The following is a 15,244-nucleotide window of genomic DNA, read 5'->3' on the forward strand; positions in this document are numbered from 1 at the left end:
CGGGTCGGGACCGGGCTGCGCAGGCCGGGCCGGGCGAGACCTGCTGGGCTGAGCAGGCGGGCCGGGCGCCGGGGAGCCAGTTGAGCGCATGCGGCTCCGCCCGTTATTCCGAGTGCGGGCCGCGGGGTCGGCCGAGGCGCGTGTGGCTCGGCTGCCGCGGGGCGGGTGGGCCGGGTCTCGCGCCGCCCGGCCCGTCGGCCCGGCCCCGGCACCGCTCCGGATACCGTTTGCGCGTGCCTCGACGGAACCGTCCCGGCCGCCGGTCGGACGGCGGGCCGCCCGAACGTGATCTTGGCGCCGCCAGTGGGTGGGCGCGGGCCGAGTCCGGGGCCGATGGTGACTGGCTCGTGCGGACCGTTCCCGGCTCGCAGGCCACCAAGTTCTACCGCTGCCCCGGCTGCGACCACGAGATCCGGCCCGGCACTCCGCACGTCGTCGTCTGGCCCGCCGACGAAACCGGCTCCGTCGCCGATCGGCGGCACTGGCACCGGGCCTGCTGGGACGCCCGTGCCCGCCGACGGCCGCACCGCCGCTGGTGATCCTTCACTCTTGAGTTGTCAAACAACGCCCGGCTCAGCGCCGGTAGTGCCGTGACATCGCGCCGTCGTACATCTCCTCCGTGTACTCGGTGAAGCCGAGCCGCTCGGCTACTCGCAGCGATGGCTTGTTGTCGATGCTCACGCTCGCCAGCACCGGCACCGACGGCAGCTCGCGGGCGCACCACTCGAGCACCGCCTGCCCGGCCTCGACCGCGTACCCCTTGCCCCATGCCGACGGTCGGAACCGGTAGCCGAGGTTGAGCACCTTCTCGCCGTGGAACTCGCGCAGCCGCACGCCGCACATGCCCAGCACCTCGGTGCCGCCGCGTTCGAGCACCGCCGGATAGCCGAAGCCGTGCTCGGCCCAGTGCGCCAGCCACGTCGAGAACATCTCCGACGCGCGCGGGACGTCGGGTGGGTTCGGGTTGAAGCGGTTGGTGCGCGGGTCCGTGTGGATGTCGACCATCGCCTGCCGGTCCGCCTCGTGGAGCGGACGCAGCAGCAGCCGGTCGGTTTCGATGTCGGTGAACACGTCGGCGAAGCTAGCGCGGGGGTCCGACAAAATGACGCGCATGACCGAACTGCCGCTGGTCCTCCTCCACGCCTTTCCCCTGGACGCCCGCATGTGGAACGCGGTGCGCGAGCCCCTCGCTTCACACCTTCGGGTGATCACTCCGGACCAGCGCGGGCTGGGTCGCTCGCCGCTGCCGGAGTCCGGCCGGGAACCGAGCCTCGAAGACGCCGCCCGCGATGTCATCGCTCTGCTTGACCGGCTCGCGCTGGACCGCGTGGTGCTCGGCGGCTGCTCGATGGGCGGCTACCTCGCGATGGCCGTGCTGCGGCTCGCGCCGGAGCGGGTCGGCGGGCTCGTCCTCATCGACACCAAGGCCACTCCCGACACACCCGAGGCGGCGCAGACCCGGCTCGACGTCGCCGCGCGCGTCGAGCGCGAGGGCATCGCCGGCTGGCTCGCCGAGGCCAACCTGCCGAACCTGCTGGCCGAAACCACCCGGACCCGGCGCCCCGATGTGGTCGAGACGGTCCGGGAGATCATCGAGTCGCAGCCACCCGCCGGGATCTCGTGGACGGCACTGGCCCTGCGGACCCGGCCGGACTCGCTCGACCTGCTGCGGGACTCCGGCGTCCCCGCGCTGGTCGTCGTCGGCGAGGAAGACCCCATCACGCCGGTGGCCGCGGCGAGCGCGATGGTCGAGGTCATGCCCGGCGCGACGCTCGTCGTGCTCCCCGGTGCCGGGCACCTGACCCCGCTGGAGGACCCGGCGGGCGTGGTCGAGGCGATCCTGTCCTGGTACCCGGCGACGCGCGACGCGGAGGCGGAGCGCGGAGAGTGACCGCGGGAAATGCCGCCCGGCCGGGGGATCCGCGGCCGGTGAGACGACGAGCACACCACGTTCCGTGAGGAGCCGGGATCCGGCGACGCCGCCTTCCGTTCCGGTCGCGCCCGGTCCCATGAGTCGGGTGCCCAGCGGCGGCCGCGCGACCTGCGGACCCGGTCTCACCTGCGCGTTCGAGCGTCCGGAACGTGCCTCCGGGCGGGCTCCGGCGGGGCGGGCCGGGCGGTCACGGCCCGTGCCGCGCGGACCGCGTTCCGCGCGGATCCGCCGACGGCGGCCCGATCTTGCCAGCCGGTGCGCGCGACTGTCGGTAGCGAGGGCTACGATCCCCTTGACCGCCGGAACCGGGCCCCGCCCGCGCCCGGCGGCCTGACGATGACCACCACAAGGTTTCAGTGTTGGAGGCAGGAGTGACGGCCGTAGCCCCCAAGCCGATCGCCACGCGCCCGTATCCCGCGCGCGAGTCGGTTAAGGGTTCGTACCTGCTGCGGTTGTTCCGCACGACGGACCACAAGCAGATCGGGATCATGTACCTGGTCACGTCGTTCGCCTTCTTCATGGCGGGCGGCGCGATGGCCATGCTCATCCGCACCGAGCTCGCCCGGCCCGGGCAGCAGTTCCTGTCCCAAGAGCAGTACAACCAGCTGTTCACCATGCACGGCACGGTGATGCTGCTGCTGTACGCGACCCCGATCCTGTTCGGTTTCGCGAACTTCATCCTGCCGCTGCAGATCGGCTCGCCGGACGTCGCCTTCCCGCGGCTGAACGCGTTCTCGTACTGGCTGTACCTGTTCGGCGGCCTGATCGTGATCTCCGGCTTCCTGACCCCGGGTGGCGCCGCCGACTTCGGCTGGTTCGCCTACACCCCGCTGTCGGACGCGATCCACTCGCCGGGCGTCGGCGCGGACCTGTGGATCTCCGGCCTGGTGGTCGGTGGTCTCGGCACCATCCTCGGCGCGGTCAACATGATCACCACGGTGGTCTGCCTGCGCGCGCCGGGCATGACGATGTACCGGATGCCGATCTTCACCTGGAACATCCTGGTGACGTCGATCCTGATCCTGCTCGCCTTCCCGATCCTGACCGCGGCCCTGATGGGCCTGCTGGCGGACCGGCACCTCGGGGCGCACGTGTTCGACCCCGAAAACGGCGGCGTGATCCTCTGGCAGCACCTCTTCTGGTTCTTCGGCCATCCCGAGGTGTACATCGTCGCGCTCCCGTTCTTCGGGATCGTGTCGGAGATCTTCCCGGTGTTCAGCCGGAAACCGATGTTCGGCTACAAGAGCCTGGTCTGGGCGACGCTGGCCATCGCGGCGCTGTCGGTCGCGGTGTGGGCGCACCACATGTACGCCACCGGCGCCGTGCTGCTGCCGTTCTTCTCCTTCATGACCTTCCTGATCGCGGTCCCGACCGGCGTGAAGTTCTTCAACTGGATCGGCACGATGTGGAAGGGTCAGCTGTCCTTCGAGACGCCGATGATCTTCTCGATGGGCTTCATCGTCACGTTCCTCTTCGGCGGCCTGACCGGCATCATGCTGGCCGCGCCGGCGATCGACTTCCACGTGTCGGACAGCTACTTCGTCGTCGCGCACTTCCACTACGTGCTGTACGGCACGATCGTGTTCGCCACCTTCGCCGGCATCTACTTCTGGTTCCCGAAGATCACCGGCCGGATGATGGACGAGAAGCTCGGCAAGTGGCACTTCTGGACCACGTTCATCGGCTTCCACATGACCTTCCTCGTCCAGCACTGGCTGGGCGCCGAGGGCATGCCGCGCCGGTACGCGGACTACCTGACCAGTGACGGCTTCACCACGCTGAACACAATCTCGACGATCGGCGCGTACATCCTCGGTGCCTCGACGCTGCCGTTCATCTGGAACGTCTTCAAGAGCTACCGCTACGGCGAGATCGTCACGGTGGACGACCCGTGGGGCTACGGCAACTCGCTGGAGTGGGCGACCTCCTGCCCGCCGCCGCGGCACAACTTCACCGAGCTGCCCCGGATCCGTTCCGAGCGCCCGGCGTTCGAGCTGCACTACCCGCACATGATCGAGCGCATCCACAACGAGGGCGAGATCGGCTTCTTCGGCAAGCAGCGGGTCAACAGCCACGCGGCGCCGTCGCAGCTGCTCACCGAAGCGGTGATCCCCGGAGACCACTCCAAGGACAACGCCAGCGAGCAGGGCGACAAGTAACACCCTGAACGAGTGAGCGCGTGCCCGGCTTTTGTGAAGCCGGGCACGCGCTCTACTTATGTCCGAGCCCGGACCGGCAGACTGAGCGTGCAGCGTTGCCGAACGAGGGAATGACCCAGTGACCCAGACCCCCGTCCTGATCACGACGACCGGCCCGGACAAGCCGGGTGTCTCGTCCGTGCTGTTCGCCGTGCTGACCCGGCACGACGTCGACGTGCTCGACGTCGAGCAGGTCGTCATCCGCGGGCAGCTCGTGCTCGGTGTGCTCGCCGGGGTCTACCGCGACCCCGAGGGCCTGCAGGAGTCGGTCGAGCAGGCGATGGCGACCGTCGGCATGCAGGTCGAGGTCAAGATCGGCGCGGCGATCGGGGAGGACCCGTTCGCGCTCGGCCGCCGCGACTCCTCGCACGTGCTGGTCGTGCTGGGCCGCCCGGTCACCGCGCGCGGCTTCTCCGAGGTCGCGCGCCGGCTGGCTTCGCTGGGCGCCAACATCGACGCGATCCGCAGCGTCGCCGACTACCCCGTGACCGGGCTGGAGCTGTACGTCTCGGTCGACCAGGACACCCCGGAAGCCGACGCCGCGCTGCGGTCGGAGCTCGCCGACGCCGCCGTCGAGGCGGGCGTCGACATCGCCGTGGAGCGCGCGGGCATCACGCGGCGGGCGAAGCGGCTGGTCGTCTTCGACGTCGACTCGACCCTGATCCAGGGCGAGGTCATCGAGATGCTGGGCGCGCACGCCGGGGTGGAGCCGGAGATCCGCGAGATCACCGAGGCGGCCATGCGCGGCGAGCTGAACTTCACCGAGTCGCTGGAACGCCGGGTCGCGCTGCTGGCGGGCCTGCCCGCCACCGCGATCGACGAGGTCGCCGCGTCGATCGAGCTGACCCCCGGTGCCCGCACGACGATCCGCACGCTCAAGCGGATGGGTTTCCGCACCGGCGTGGTTTCCGGCGGGTTCACCCAGGTCATCGGCGGTCTGGTGGAAGAGCTCGGCCTCGACTTCGCGGCGGCGAACGAGCTCGAGATCGTGGACGGCAAGCTCACCGGGAAGGTCGTCGGCGAGGTCGTCGACCGCGCGGGCAAGGCGAAGGTGCTTCGCCGCTTCGCCGGCGAGTACGACATCCCGCTGGAGCAGTGCGTCGCGGTCGGCGACGGCGCCAACGACATCGACATGCTGTCGGCGGCGGGCATGGGCGTCGCGTTCAACGCCAAGCCCGCGCTGCGCGAGGTCGCCGACACCGCGCTGTCGCACCCGTACCTCGACGCCGTGCTGTTCGTGCTCGGCCTCACCCGCGGCGAGGTCGAAGCGGCCGACGCCGCCGACGGGCTCGAGCTGATCCGTCCGTGAGCAGCGTTCTCGACCCCCTGGGCGCCCGCTACGCCTACTGGCTGGGGCTCCCGGCCGAAGACACCTCGGACACCTCCGACGAGCTCCCTGAGGAGGTCCGCGCGATGCCGGTGATCCTGCGCATCGAACGGGCCGAACCGCCGGGCCGCACGCCGCTGCTGGAAGCCGCGGCGGCGGCCGCGCTGGCGGTGTGCCTCGACGAGCGTTCGGCGCCCGGCGGCGAGTGGGCCGAGCCGATGCACGCGTGGCTCGACAACCGGATCCGGAAGGTCGCGCGGCGGGCGCGGGGCGCGCACTGGGCGGCCGTGCAGGACCTGCCGGGCATCACCGTCGAGGTCGACGGCGCCGAGGCGCGAGCCCTGGTGCCGGGCCTGGTCACCGAGACGCCCAAAGAGGTCGCGCGGCTGCAGATCTCCGGCAGCGAGCTGCCGCCGGACGAGCCGGGCCCGAATCCCGCCGGGGTGCCGCTGCTGCTGCTCAACCCGCACGTGCCGATGACCGTCGGCAAGGCCGCCGCGCAGGTCGGCCACGCCACGATGATCCTCGCCGCGCTGCTGGACGACGACGAGCGGGCCGCTTGGGCCGCGCGGGGCTTCCGGACGGCCGTGCGCACCGCGAGCGTCGCGCGGTGGAAGGAACTGCACCCGGGCGACGACCCCGAGGGCGCGTGGCGGCGCGACCGCGTCATCGCCGTCCGGGACGCCGGGTTCACCGAGGTCGACCCGGGCACGATCACCGTGCTCGGCCAGTGGGCGCCGGAACAACCGGCTTCCTGAGCCGGTTGGAGCGGGCATGGGACTCGAAGTACAGCGCGACGGCAAGCACGCTTTCGTCGGCCGCAACGACCGCGGCGCGGAAGTCCGGATCGGCCGGGCGGGCGCCGAAGGGGCGTTCTCGCCCGCGGAGCTGCTGCAGATCGCGACGGCGGGCTGCAACGCGGTGACGGCCGAAGAGCTGATCACACGGCGGGTCGGCGAGGACGCGAAGTTCCGCGTCAGCGTCACGGCCGACCGCCGCGAGGGTGCTTCGGAGCTGGACGCCGTCCACGTCGCTTTCGACGTCGACGTGTCGACATTGGCGGCCGATCAGCGGGAAGCGCTGGCCAGCGCCGTGGATCGGGCGATCGAGCGGCTCTGCACGGTGAGCCGCACGCTCAAGAAGGGGATCCCCGTGACGGAGACCTTCCCGACGGCCTAGTTCTGCGCGGATTCCCAGACGACGTAAGCCTGGTCGGCGTCGGTCGTCATGGCCTCGATGAACTTCTCGTTGTCGAAGCCGGGCAATGCCTGCAGACGCTCGATCAGCGCGTCGGCCGCCGGGTCGCCGCTGGGCACCGCCGTGCCCTTGCCGTCCGTTCCCACCAGCATGAAGAAGACGTCTTCGTTCCACGGGCCGTCAGGGATGACTCTGACCATCACCGACGACAGTTCGGACCACGTGACGGCCTCTTCGCTGCCGTCCGCGAGCCGCCGCCGCACGCCGGTGTCGTCGACACTGACGGTCCGGGACTGTGCGCTGGACGAATCCTGGGTCAACCGGTGCTCCCTTGCTGCTTCGGTGGGTTCACCGTACCGGGCGGTGCTGTGGACCGCGTCACGCGGGCGCGGCTGCGTCCAGCCGGCGCAGCGCGTCGCGCACCACCTTCGGGTCCATCGTGGGCCAGAACGGCGGCAGCGAGGCACGGAGGAATCCGCCGTAGCGGGCGTTCGCGAGCCGCGAATCCAGCACCGCGACCACCCCGCGGTCGGTGACCGAGCGGTGCAGCCGCCCGGTGCCCTGCGCCAGCAGCAGTGCCGCGTGCGTGGCCGCCACGGTGAGGAACCCGTTGCCGCCGCGGGCTTCCACCGCGCGCTGGCGCGCAGAGGACACCGGGTCGTCCGGGCGCGGGAACGGGATCCGGTCGACCACCACCAGCTGCAGCGACGGCCCGGGCACGTCGACGCCCTGCCACAGGCTCAGGGTGCCGAACAGGCACGTGCGCACGTCTTCGGCGAACTTCTGGACCAGCAGCCCCGTCGCGTCCTCGCCCTGGCAGAGGATCGGGAAGTCGAGCCGCTCGCGCATCTCCTCGGCGGCCTGTTTGGCCGCGCGCATCGAGGAGAACAGCCCGAGCGTGCGCCCGCCCGCGGCCTCGATCAACTCAGCCAGTTCGTCCATTGTGGACGACAGGAGGCCGTCGCGCCCCGGCGGCGGCAGGTGCTTGGCGAGGTACAGGATGCCGTTGCGCCGGTGGTCGAACGGCGACCCGACGTCCAGCCCGGTCCACTTCGGGCCCGACTCGTCCGACGGCGCTTCCTTCTCCGTCGCCGCTCCCGGCGCTTGCTCGACGCGGGCGGCGCCGGGTGGGAGGCCCCACTGGCGCGCCATCGTGTCGAACGTGCCGCCGAGGGTCAGCGTCGCCGACGTCAGGATCGTCGTGTGCTGGTTGAAGACGCGCTCGCGCAGCAGCCCGGCGACCCCGAGCGGCGCGACCTTCAGCGCCGGCGGCCGCGGGTTCGACGAGTACTTGTCGCCCGAAAGCCAGACGACGTCGCGCTGGTGCGCCTGGTCGTCGTCGAACGCCTCCAGCAGGCGGACCGCGGTGTCGTGCACCTCGTCGAGCAGCGACCGCGCCAGCTTGCGCGCCGTCGCCTCCTCGACGTCCTCCTTGCGGTCGGAACCCAGCGCCGTGATGCACGCGTGCGCGGCGTCGCGGATCGCCGGGATCGCGCCCTTCAGCGGGCGCGGCAGCTCGTCCATCCGGCCGGGTGGCAGGTCGTCGACGATCAGCGCCAGCCCGTCACCCGCCTCGAGCAGGCGGTCGGCGACGTCGGCGTCGATCAGCTTGCCGCAGCGGCGGGCGGCCGACGCGCACATCGCGCTGGTCAGCTCGCCGGTGGCGACCGATGTGACGCGGTCGACGAGGTCGTGGGCCTCGTCGATGATCACGACGTCGTGGTCCGGCAGCACCTGGTAGCCCTGCAGCGCGTCGATCGCCAGCAGCGCGTGGTTGGTCACGATGACGTCGGCGCGGCCGGCCTCTGCTCGGGCGCGCTCGGCGAAGCAGTCCGTGCCGATCGGGCAGCGTGAAGCGCCGAGACATTCCTTCGCCGTCACCGACACTTGCCGCCACGCCTGGTCGGAGACGCCGGGGACGAGCTCGTCGCGGTCGCCGGTTTCGGTGTCCGACGCCCACTCCCGCAGCCGCGTGACCTCCTTGCCCAGCCGCGACACCGCGAACGGGTCGAAGAGCTGGGCGTCCTCCGGCTCGTCCGGCGCGCCGGAATCCAGCCGGTGCAGGCACATGTAGTTGCGGCGGCCCTTGAGGATCGCGAAGGTCGGCTCGCGGCCGAGCGGCTTCTTCAGCGCCTTCGCCAGGCGGGGGAGGTCGCGGTCGACGAGCTGGCGCTGCAACGCGATCGTCGCCGTGGAGACCACGACGGTGGCCTCTTTCTCGACGGCGTGGCGGATCGCGGGCACGAGGTAGGCCAGCGACTTGCCGGTGCCGGTGCCCGCCTGCACGGCCAGGTGCTCGCCGGTGCGGATGGCGCGGCCGACGGCGTCGGCCATCTCGACCTGCCCTGGGCGTTCGGCACCGCCGACGGACTCCACCGCGTGGGTGAGGAGTTCGAGGACGCCGGGGAAATCAGTTCGGGCGGGCACAGCGACACACATTAGCCGCCGGGACCGACAGGATCGGTGATCCGTCGCGAACGGGCCACTCGCGCCGCGCGCTGAAGGGGACGTTCATCGCGTCAGACGCGCTGAAGGGGACTTTCCTCGCATCAGATGCCAGGAAAGTCCCCTTCAGCTCACGTCAGTCGCGCGTGCGGCCGGAGACCAGCTTCCACGTCAGCGGCAGCAGGCCCGCCGCGACGACGATCTTGATCGCGTCGCCGACCAGGAACGGCACGACGCCCTTGGCGAACGCCGTCGCCAGGTCGAACCCGGTCGCGGCCATCAGCCACGGCACGCCGAACGCGTAGATCACGACGTTGCCGAGCACCATGGTCCCCGCGGTGCGCACCGGCGTCCGGTCGCCGCCGCGCCCGGCCAGCGCGCCGACGAGGGCACCGGCGAAGACGAACCCGACGATGTAGCCGGCGCTCGCGCCGGACAGGCCCGCGGTGCCGTGCTGGAACCACGGCACGCCCACCGCGCCGACCAGCAGGTACACGAGCATCGACGCGGCACCGCGCGACATGCCGAGCGACGCGCCGACGAGCAGCGCGGCGAACGTCTGGCCGGTCATCGGCACCGGGCTGCCCGGCACCGGGATGGTCAGCTGCGCGGCGGCGCCGGTGAGCACGGCACCGCCGGCGACCAGCGCGATGTCGCGGACGAGCGAGCCGGGCACCAGATCGGCCAGCACCGGCCGCTTGGCGGCGAAGGACAGCGAAGACACGAAACCTCCCGAAGAAACAGGCGACGCCCGAGGTTAACGCTCGTTACCGTCCCGCGGACCCGCTGAGTTGCGTTCCTCACCGGCCACTCGTCCGGGTGGACCCGATCAGGGCGCGTGCCGGGCCTGCCGATGACGAAAGGGGTAACCACGAGCTGTCACGGAACCGAGGAGGCCGCCGCATGCGAAACGCCAGGAAGAGGACATACCGGTTGCTGGCGGTGAGCGCGCTGGCCGTCCCCTCTTCGGCGCCGCGGCCCCCGTGACGTCCACCGGATGGGCGTCCGCCGGATCGGTGGACGTGACGGTCGACAACGAGCACATCGTCACCGGTGAGCTGGCTAAATGCAGCGTCGACGGCCCGTTGAGTGCCCGGACCCAGGGCGGCGCGACCGGTGACGTCGCCGCGTTCGGGCTGGGGGAGTCCGGCTGCGGGCGCTCCGGCGCGGCGTCGATCGCGCAGGCGTCCGGGCACCGGTTCACGGCCGGCGTGCTCAAGCGCTACGGCGGCCCGGTGATCACCGTGCGCACCTACTCGGTGAAGTGCGCGACGTACGAGACGGGCAGCGGCGGCGAGGTGACGATCGGCGCGGTCGAGGGCATCGACGTGCCCGAGCAGATCCCGCCGAACCACCGGATCGTCATCCCGGGCGGGCCCGCGGGCACGGCGCTGGCGACGGTCGTGCTCAACGAGACCGTCACGCCCGAGCCTCCGGACGGCAGCATGGTGACGCACGCGGTGCACATCGAGCTGTTCCCGCAGGGCGGCCCGGCGAGCGGCGACATCTACCTCGGCACGGCGTCCTGCGACCCGTTCGGCAAGGAGTAGCGCCCCAAGGTGGCCTTGGTTGCGTCAGACGCACCGAAGGCCGCCTTGGGTGCGTGAGACGCACCGAAGGCCACATTGGGGCGCTTGGGTCAGGTGGTGGTGAAGCGGGCTGCCGCCGCGACGAACTCGCCCGCCCGCGTCGCCAGGTCCGGCAGGCTCCCGCCGGACGTCAGCGCGTCGCCGAGCAACGGCGTCGCCGCCGCGACCGCGATCGCGCCCGAACGCAGGTACCCCTCGACGTCGGCCAGGTGGACGCCGCCGGTCGGGACCAGCGGGACGTCCGGCAGCGGTGCCCGCACCGCGCGCAGGTACGCGACGCCGCCCGCGGCCGCGATGGGAAAGACCTTCACGGCCGCCGCGCCGAGTCGCCACGCCTGGTCGATCTCCGTCGGCGTCAGCGCGCCGCAGATCACCGGCGTGTCCAGCTCGGCCGCGCGCTCCAGCACCGCCGGGTTGACCGTCGGCGTGACGAGGTACGCCGCGCCCGCGTCGACCGCGGTGTCCACATCGGACGGTTCGCGGACGCTGCCCGCGCCGACCAGCGCGTCCTCGCCGAGCGCCAGGCGCAGCGCGTTGATCGCCGCGGGCGCGCCCGGCGTCGTCAGCGTCGCTTCGAGCAGGCGGATGCCCGCCGCGTGCAGCACCATCGCGGCGTCGGCGAACCGGGACGCGTCCGCGGCCCGCAGGATCGCCACCAGCCGGTGCTCCGCCAGCGCGGCTTGGAGGTCCTTCACGCGACGTGCGCCGTTCCGGTGTGGGCGACGCCGGCTTCGTCGAAGTCCCGCAGCGTGGCCTCGACCGAAGCCGCGGCGATCCCGGCCGTGTGGTCGAGCAGCACGCGCACGCCGAACCCGGCGCGGGCCGCGTCCAGCGCCGTCGCCCGCACGCAGTAGTCGGTGGCGATGCCGACGACGTCGACGTCGGTCACGTCGTGCTCGCGCAGCCAGGCCTCCAGGGACTTCCCGTCACGGGACGCGCCTTCGAAGCCCGAGTAGGCCGCGCTGTACTCGCCCTTGGAGAAGACCTCGGTGATCGGGACGACGTCCAGCGCCGGGTGGAACGACGCGCCCGGCGTGCCCGCGACGCAGTGCGGGGGCCAGCTCTCCTTGAAGTCCGGCGTCGCGCTGAAGTGCGCACCCGGGTCGATGTGGTAGTCGCGGGTGGCCACCACGTGCGAGTAGCCGCCGGACGCGGTGAGCGCCGAAATCTTCTCCGCGGCCGCCGCACCGCCGTCGACGGCCAGCGAACCCCCTTCGCAGAAGTCGTTCTGCACGTCCACCACGATCAGCGCGGTTCCCATGGTCGGCTCCGTTCAGAGAAACAACGTCGGGATGGCGGGCTCGCCGTGCGAGAGCTTCAGGCCCTCCCACGGCAGGCTGACCAGGCCGCGACGCAGCAGTTGCCTGGCATCGTCGAGCGTAGGCAGATCCGCCTCCGCGCGGCCGCCCCGGATCAGCGGGATCTGCAGCGGCCGGTCGTTCGCCTCGGGCGACGGCGCGTCCCCGGCCGTGGTCCAGACGACCTCCTCGACCGCCGTGCCGGTGCCGCGGTGGCGCCGCAGCGCGGACTTGCGCCCGCCGCGGGACTCCTTGTGCGCACTGCGCTTGGCGACCGGCTTGCCGTCGACCTCGACCAGCTTGTAGACCATGCCGGCGGTCGGCGCGCCGGACCCGGTGACCACCGACGTCCCGACGCCGTACGCGTCCACCGGCTCCGCGCGCAGCGCCGCGATGGCGTGCTCGTCGAGGTCGCCGGACACGACGATCCGCGTGTCCTTGGCGCCGAGGGAGTCCAGCTGCTCGCGGGCGCGGCGGGCGAGCGGGCCGACGTCGCCGGAGTCGATCCGGATCGCGCCGAGCTCCGGCCCGGCGACGCGGACGGCGGTCTCGATGCCCGCGGTGATGTCGTAGGTGTCGACCAGCAGCGTCGTGTCCGGGCCCATCTTCTCGACCTGGGCGCGGAAGGCGGCTTCTTCGCTGTCGTGCAGCAGCATGAAGGCGTGCGCGACCGTGCCGCGCGTCGGGATGCCGTAGCGGCGGCCGGCTTCGAGGTTCGACGTCGTCGCGAACCCGGCCAGGTAGGCGGCGCGCGCGGCCGCGACGGCGGCGTACTCGTGCGTGCGGCGCCCGCCCATCTCGATGATCGGGCGGCCGTGCGCGGCGCCGGACATCCGGGCCGCGGCGGACGCGATCGCGCTGTCGTGGTTGAGGATCGACAGCACCAGCGTCTCCAGCAGCACGCATTCGCCGAACGAGCCGGAGACGGTGAGGATCGGCGAGCCCGGGAAGTACAGCTCGCCCTCGGGGTAGCCGTCGACGTCCCCCGAGAACTCGTAGTCGGCGAGCCAGGCCAGCGTCGCGTCGTCGACGACCGCGGTCGCTTCCAGCTGCGCCAGTTCGGCGTCGGTGAAGCGGAAGTCCGCGATCGCGTCGAGCACGCGGGCGGTGCCGGCGACGACGCCGTAGCGCCGCCCGTCCGGTAGTCGCCGGGCGAACACCTCGAACACGCAGGGCCGCGCGTGCGTCCCGTCGGCGAGCGCGCTGCCCAGCATGGTCAGCTCGTAGTGGTCGGTGAGCAGCGCAGTGCTGGCCGTGGCCGGCTCCGGTGAACCCATGCGGTAAGCCTATTCACCCACATGGCCGGACCTGGCGCGGCGTACCCCGTGACCCCCGTGACACCATGGGGTGCATGTCCACGCCTGTCGCATCCGAACAGACGCAGGTCGAACCGGTCGGGGCCGAGGTCGCCGAGTCGGACACCCCCTGGCGGACCGTGGTCTGGAACGACCCGGTGAACCTCATGTCGTACGTGACGTACGTCTTCCAGAAGCTGTTCGGCTACAGCCGTGACCACGCCACCAAGCTGATGCTTGACGTGCACCACAAGGGCAAGGCGATCGTGTCGTCGGGGAGCAAGGAGAAGGTGGAGACGGACGTGGCGAAACTCCACGCGGCGGGCCTCTGGGCCACCATGGAGCAGCCCTCGTGAACGGTTGGCGGCGCAAGGGCGCGGTGATCCACGCGGGGTTCGAGCAGCAGGAAGCGGCGGTGCTGCGCGGGCTGGTCAGCCAGCTCGAGGACATGCTCACCGCGCGTGCCGAGGAGGCGCCGCAGGACGAGCTCGCCGAGCTGACCGGCATCCGCACCGGCCCGACGGAGTCCCCCGACGACCCGGTGCTCTCGCGGCTGCTCCCGGACTTCCACAAGCTCGACCCGGACAACCCGACGCGCGAGGACCTCGACTCGGCCGCGGCGATGCGCTCGCTGCACGAGCCGGAGCTGCTCGAGATCAAGGTCGGCGTGGCCAAGACCGTGCTGGACACGCTGCCTCGCGACGGCGGCCACGTCCGGCTGACCGAGGAGCAGGCCGACGCCTGGCTGGGCGCGCTCAACGACGTCCGGCTGGCGCTGGGCACGGCCCTCGACGTCACCGAGGACATGCCCGACGAGCTGCCCGAGGACGACCCGCGGGCGCCGCACCTGGGCGTCTACCACTGGCTGACGTGGGTGCAGGAGACGCTGATCCAGGCGCTGACCGGATGATCACCGACGTGCCAGGGGTGCTCGTGGGGCACCACGAGCGGGTCGGCGACGGCTGGGCCACCGGGACGACGGTGGTCCTGGTCCCCGACGGCGCGGTCGGCGCGGTCGACCAGCGCGGCGGCGCGCCCGGCACGCGGGAGACGAACCTGCTGGAGCCGGAGAACCTGGTGCAGCGGGTCAACGCCGTGTGCCTGTCGGGCGGGTCGGCGTACGGGCTGGCCGCGGCCGACGGCGTCATGCGGTGGCTTTCCGAGCGGAACCTGGGGTTTCCGGTGGGGACGCGGCCGCACGAGGTGGTGCCGATCGTGCCCGCGGCGGTGCTGTTCGACCTGCCGCGCAGCGACTGGGGCAACCGGCCTGACGCGTCGTTCGGCTACGCGGCGTGCGACGCGGCTTCGGGCTCCTTCGCGTTGGGCACGGTCGGGGCGGGTGCCGGTGCGGCCGTGGGGTCGCTGAAGGGCGGGATCGGTTCCGCGAGCGAGGTCGTCGGCGAGTACACGGTCGGGGCGATCGCGGCGGTCAACGCGGCCGGGGAGGCCGTGGACCTGACGACCGGCCGGGCGTACGCGGCCGACCACGGCGACTTCGGCGTTTCGTGGCCTTCGCGGGCGGCTGAGCTGCCTTCGCGGCGGACGGATCTCAACACGACGATCGGCGTGGTGGCGGTGGACGCGGCGCTGTCGAAGGCCGAGGCGCGGCGGCTCGCGGTCGCGGCGCAGGACGGCTTGGCGCGGGCGGTGCGCCCGGCCCACACGATGTTCGACGGCGACACGGTGTTCGCGCTGGCCACGGGCGCGCGCGAACTGCCGGAGGCGAGCGGCCCGTTCGGCGCGGCGGCCCGCCCGGCGGCCCTGGACGCGCTGTGTTCGGCGGCGGCGCGGGTGTTCGCGCGGGCGATGGTGCACGGGCTTTTGGCGGCGACCACCGCCGGCGGGGTGCCCGCCTACCGGGACGTGTGGCCGGAGGCGTTCGAGTAACGGCCGCGTGCCGGGGCTGAGCCGCTGAAGGCCTGGTGAGCGCAATATCTCATCATCTGGACTCGGTCTGTCCAC

At 72.0% G+C, this 15,244-nt stretch carries 17 protein-coding genes; 10 read left to right on the forward strand and 7 right to left on the reverse strand.

Annotation, left to right across the window (positions count from 1 at the left end):
• Positions 1 to 233 precede the first annotated feature (233 nt).
• Positions 234 to 539: an Rv1322 family protein gene (locus QP939_RS23985; RefSeq protein ID WP_285459060.1), complete on the forward strand. Its 306-nt coding sequence runs from the start codon at positions 234 to 236 to the stop codon at positions 537 to 539.
• Between the two features lie 34 nt (positions 540 to 573).
• On the opposite strand, the gene QP939_RS23990 is transcribed toward QP939_RS23985, so the two are convergent.
• A complete protein-coding gene (locus tag QP939_RS23990) occupies positions 574 to 1,113 on the reverse strand; it encodes a GNAT family N-acetyltransferase (protein ID WP_285459061.1) in 540 nt (179 codons plus the stop codon).
• On the opposite strand from QP939_RS23990, the gene QP939_RS23995 reads away from it, so the two are divergent.
• From QP939_RS23995 to QP939_RS24015, 5 genes are all read left to right on the forward strand, one after another.
• Entirely contained in the window at positions 1,112 to 1,891 is a 780-nt protein-coding gene (locus QP939_RS23995) for an alpha/beta fold hydrolase (RefSeq protein ID WP_285459062.1), read from the forward strand. The genes QP939_RS23990 and QP939_RS23995 overlap by 2 nt on opposite strands.
• A 413-nt stretch (positions 1,892 to 2,304) precedes the next feature.
• Entirely contained in the window at positions 2,305 to 4,092 is a 1,788-nt protein-coding gene (gene ctaD / locus QP939_RS24000; protein ID WP_285459063.1) for an aa3-type cytochrome oxidase subunit I, read from the forward strand.
• 118 nt (positions 4,093 to 4,210) lie between these two features.
• Positions 4,211 to 5,440, forward strand: a complete 1,230-nt coding sequence (gene serB, locus QP939_RS24005; RefSeq protein ID WP_285459064.1) for a phosphoserine phosphatase SerB — start codon at positions 4,211 to 4,213, stop codon at positions 5,438 to 5,440.
• Complete coding sequence (locus QP939_RS24010; RefSeq protein WP_285459065.1) at positions 5,437 to 6,216, forward strand: peptidyl-tRNA hydrolase; 780 nt, start codon at positions 5,437 to 5,439, stop codon at positions 6,214 to 6,216. The genes serB and QP939_RS24010 overlap by 4 nt, the downstream gene beginning before the upstream one ends.
• Before the next feature lie 16 nt (positions 6,217 to 6,232).
• Positions 6,233 to 6,637 carry an OsmC family protein gene (locus QP939_RS24015; RefSeq protein ID WP_285459066.1) on the forward strand — a complete coding sequence of 135 codons (405 nt, stop codon included), beginning with the start codon at positions 6,233 to 6,235 and terminating at the stop codon, positions 6,635 to 6,637.
• Here QP939_RS24015 and QP939_RS24020 read toward each other — a convergent pair.
• The 3 genes from QP939_RS24020 to QP939_RS24030 form a co-directional block, all read right to left on the reverse strand.
• On the reverse strand, positions 6,634 to 6,975 hold the full coding sequence (locus tag QP939_RS24020) for a hypothetical protein (protein WP_285459067.1): 342 nt from the start codon (positions 6,973 to 6,975) through the stop codon (positions 6,634 to 6,636). The two genes, QP939_RS24015 and QP939_RS24020, sit on opposite strands and share 4 nt — an antisense overlap.
• Positions 6,976 to 7,033: 58 nt before the next feature.
• The gene (locus tag QP939_RS24025; protein ID WP_285459068.1) at positions 7,034 to 9,082 is read right to left on the reverse strand and encodes an ATP-dependent DNA helicase; all 2,049 of its coding nucleotides are present in this window, start codon (positions 9,080 to 9,082) and stop codon (positions 7,034 to 7,036) included.
• Between the two features lie 154 nt (positions 9,083 to 9,236).
• The gene (locus tag QP939_RS24030; RefSeq protein ID WP_285459069.1) at positions 9,237 to 9,824 is read right to left on the reverse strand and encodes a biotin transporter BioY; all 588 of its coding nucleotides are present in this window, start codon (positions 9,822 to 9,824) and stop codon (positions 9,237 to 9,239) included.
• Between the two features lie 298 nt (positions 9,825 to 10,122).
• On the opposite strand from QP939_RS24030, the gene QP939_RS24035 reads away from it, so the two are divergent.
• Entirely contained in the window at positions 10,123 to 10,650 is a 528-nt protein-coding gene (locus QP939_RS24035; RefSeq protein WP_285459828.1) for a choice-of-anchor P family protein, read from the forward strand.
• 89 nt (positions 10,651 to 10,739) lie between these two features.
• Here the strand turns inward: QP939_RS24035 and QP939_RS24040 are convergent, their stop codons facing one another.
• Genes QP939_RS24040 through QP939_RS24050 form a run of 3 tightly spaced genes read right to left on the reverse strand, consistent with a single transcriptional unit; the run spans position 10,740 to position 13,264 of the window.
• Entirely contained in the window at positions 10,740 to 11,384 is a 645-nt protein-coding gene (locus QP939_RS24040; RefSeq protein WP_285459070.1) for a bifunctional 4-hydroxy-2-oxoglutarate aldolase/2-dehydro-3-deoxy-phosphogluconate aldolase, read from the reverse strand.
• Positions 11,381 to 11,950, reverse strand: a complete 570-nt coding sequence (locus QP939_RS24045) for a nicotinamidase (protein ID WP_285459071.1) — start codon at positions 11,948 to 11,950, stop codon at positions 11,381 to 11,383. Before QP939_RS24045 ends, QP939_RS24040 begins: the two co-directional genes overlap by 4 nt.
• A gap of 12 nt (positions 11,951 to 11,962) precedes the next feature.
• A complete protein-coding gene (locus QP939_RS24050) occupies positions 11,963 to 13,264 on the reverse strand; it encodes a nicotinate phosphoribosyltransferase (protein ID WP_285459072.1) in 1,302 nt (433 codons plus the stop codon).
• 74 nt (positions 13,265 to 13,338) lie between these two features.
• Between QP939_RS24050 and clpS the strand changes: the two genes are divergently transcribed.
• Genes clpS through QP939_RS24065 form a run of 3 tightly spaced genes read left to right on the forward strand, consistent with a single transcriptional unit; the run spans position 13,339 to position 15,169 of the window.
• Complete coding sequence (gene clpS / locus QP939_RS24055; protein ID WP_043776748.1) at positions 13,339 to 13,638, forward strand: ATP-dependent Clp protease adapter ClpS; 300 nt, start codon at positions 13,339 to 13,341, stop codon at positions 13,636 to 13,638.
• Positions 13,635 to 14,192 carry a DUF2017 domain-containing protein gene (locus tag QP939_RS24060; RefSeq protein WP_285459073.1) on the forward strand — a complete coding sequence of 186 codons (558 nt, stop codon included), beginning with the start codon at positions 13,635 to 13,637 and terminating at the stop codon, positions 14,190 to 14,192. Before clpS ends, QP939_RS24060 begins: the two co-directional genes overlap by 4 nt.
• Positions 14,189 to 15,169, forward strand: a complete 981-nt coding sequence (locus QP939_RS24065; RefSeq protein ID WP_285459074.1) for a P1 family peptidase — start codon at positions 14,189 to 14,191, stop codon at positions 15,167 to 15,169. Before QP939_RS24060 ends, QP939_RS24065 begins: the two co-directional genes overlap by 4 nt.
• The last annotated feature ends 75 nt before the right edge of the window (positions 15,170 to 15,244 follow it).

Source organism: Amycolatopsis nalaikhensis (assembly GCF_030264295.1).
In the GTDB taxonomy this organism is placed as follows: domain Bacteria; phylum Actinomycetota; class Actinomycetes; order Mycobacteriales; family Pseudonocardiaceae; genus Amycolatopsis; species Amycolatopsis nalaikhensis.

Coding starts and splice junctions, on each gene's coding strand:
- QP939_RS23995 (WP_285459062.1), top strand. CDS start 1,112: ATGACCGAACTGCCGCTGGTCCTCCTCCACGCCTTTCCCCTGGACGCC.
- QP939_RS23990 (WP_285459061.1), bottom strand. CDS start 1,113: ATGCGCGTCATTTTGTCGGACCCCCGCGCTAGCTTCGCCGACGTGTTC.
- QP939_RS24015 (WP_285459066.1), top strand. CDS start 6,233: ATGGGACTCGAAGTACAGCGCGACGGCAAGCACGCTTTCGTCGGCCGC.
- QP939_RS24045 (WP_285459071.1), bottom strand. CDS start 11,950: ATGGGAACCGCGCTGATCGTGGTGGACGTGCAGAACGACTTCTGCGAA.
- QP939_RS24050 (WP_285459072.1), bottom strand. CDS start 13,264: ATGGGTTCACCGGAGCCGGCCACGGCCAGCACTGCGCTGCTCACCGAC.
- clpS (WP_043776748.1), top strand. CDS start 13,339: ATGTCCACGCCTGTCGCATCCGAACAGACGCAGGTCGAACCGGTCGGG.
- QP939_RS24065 (WP_285459074.1), top strand. CDS start 14,189: ATGATCACCGACGTGCCAGGGGTGCTCGTGGGGCACCACGAGCGGGTC.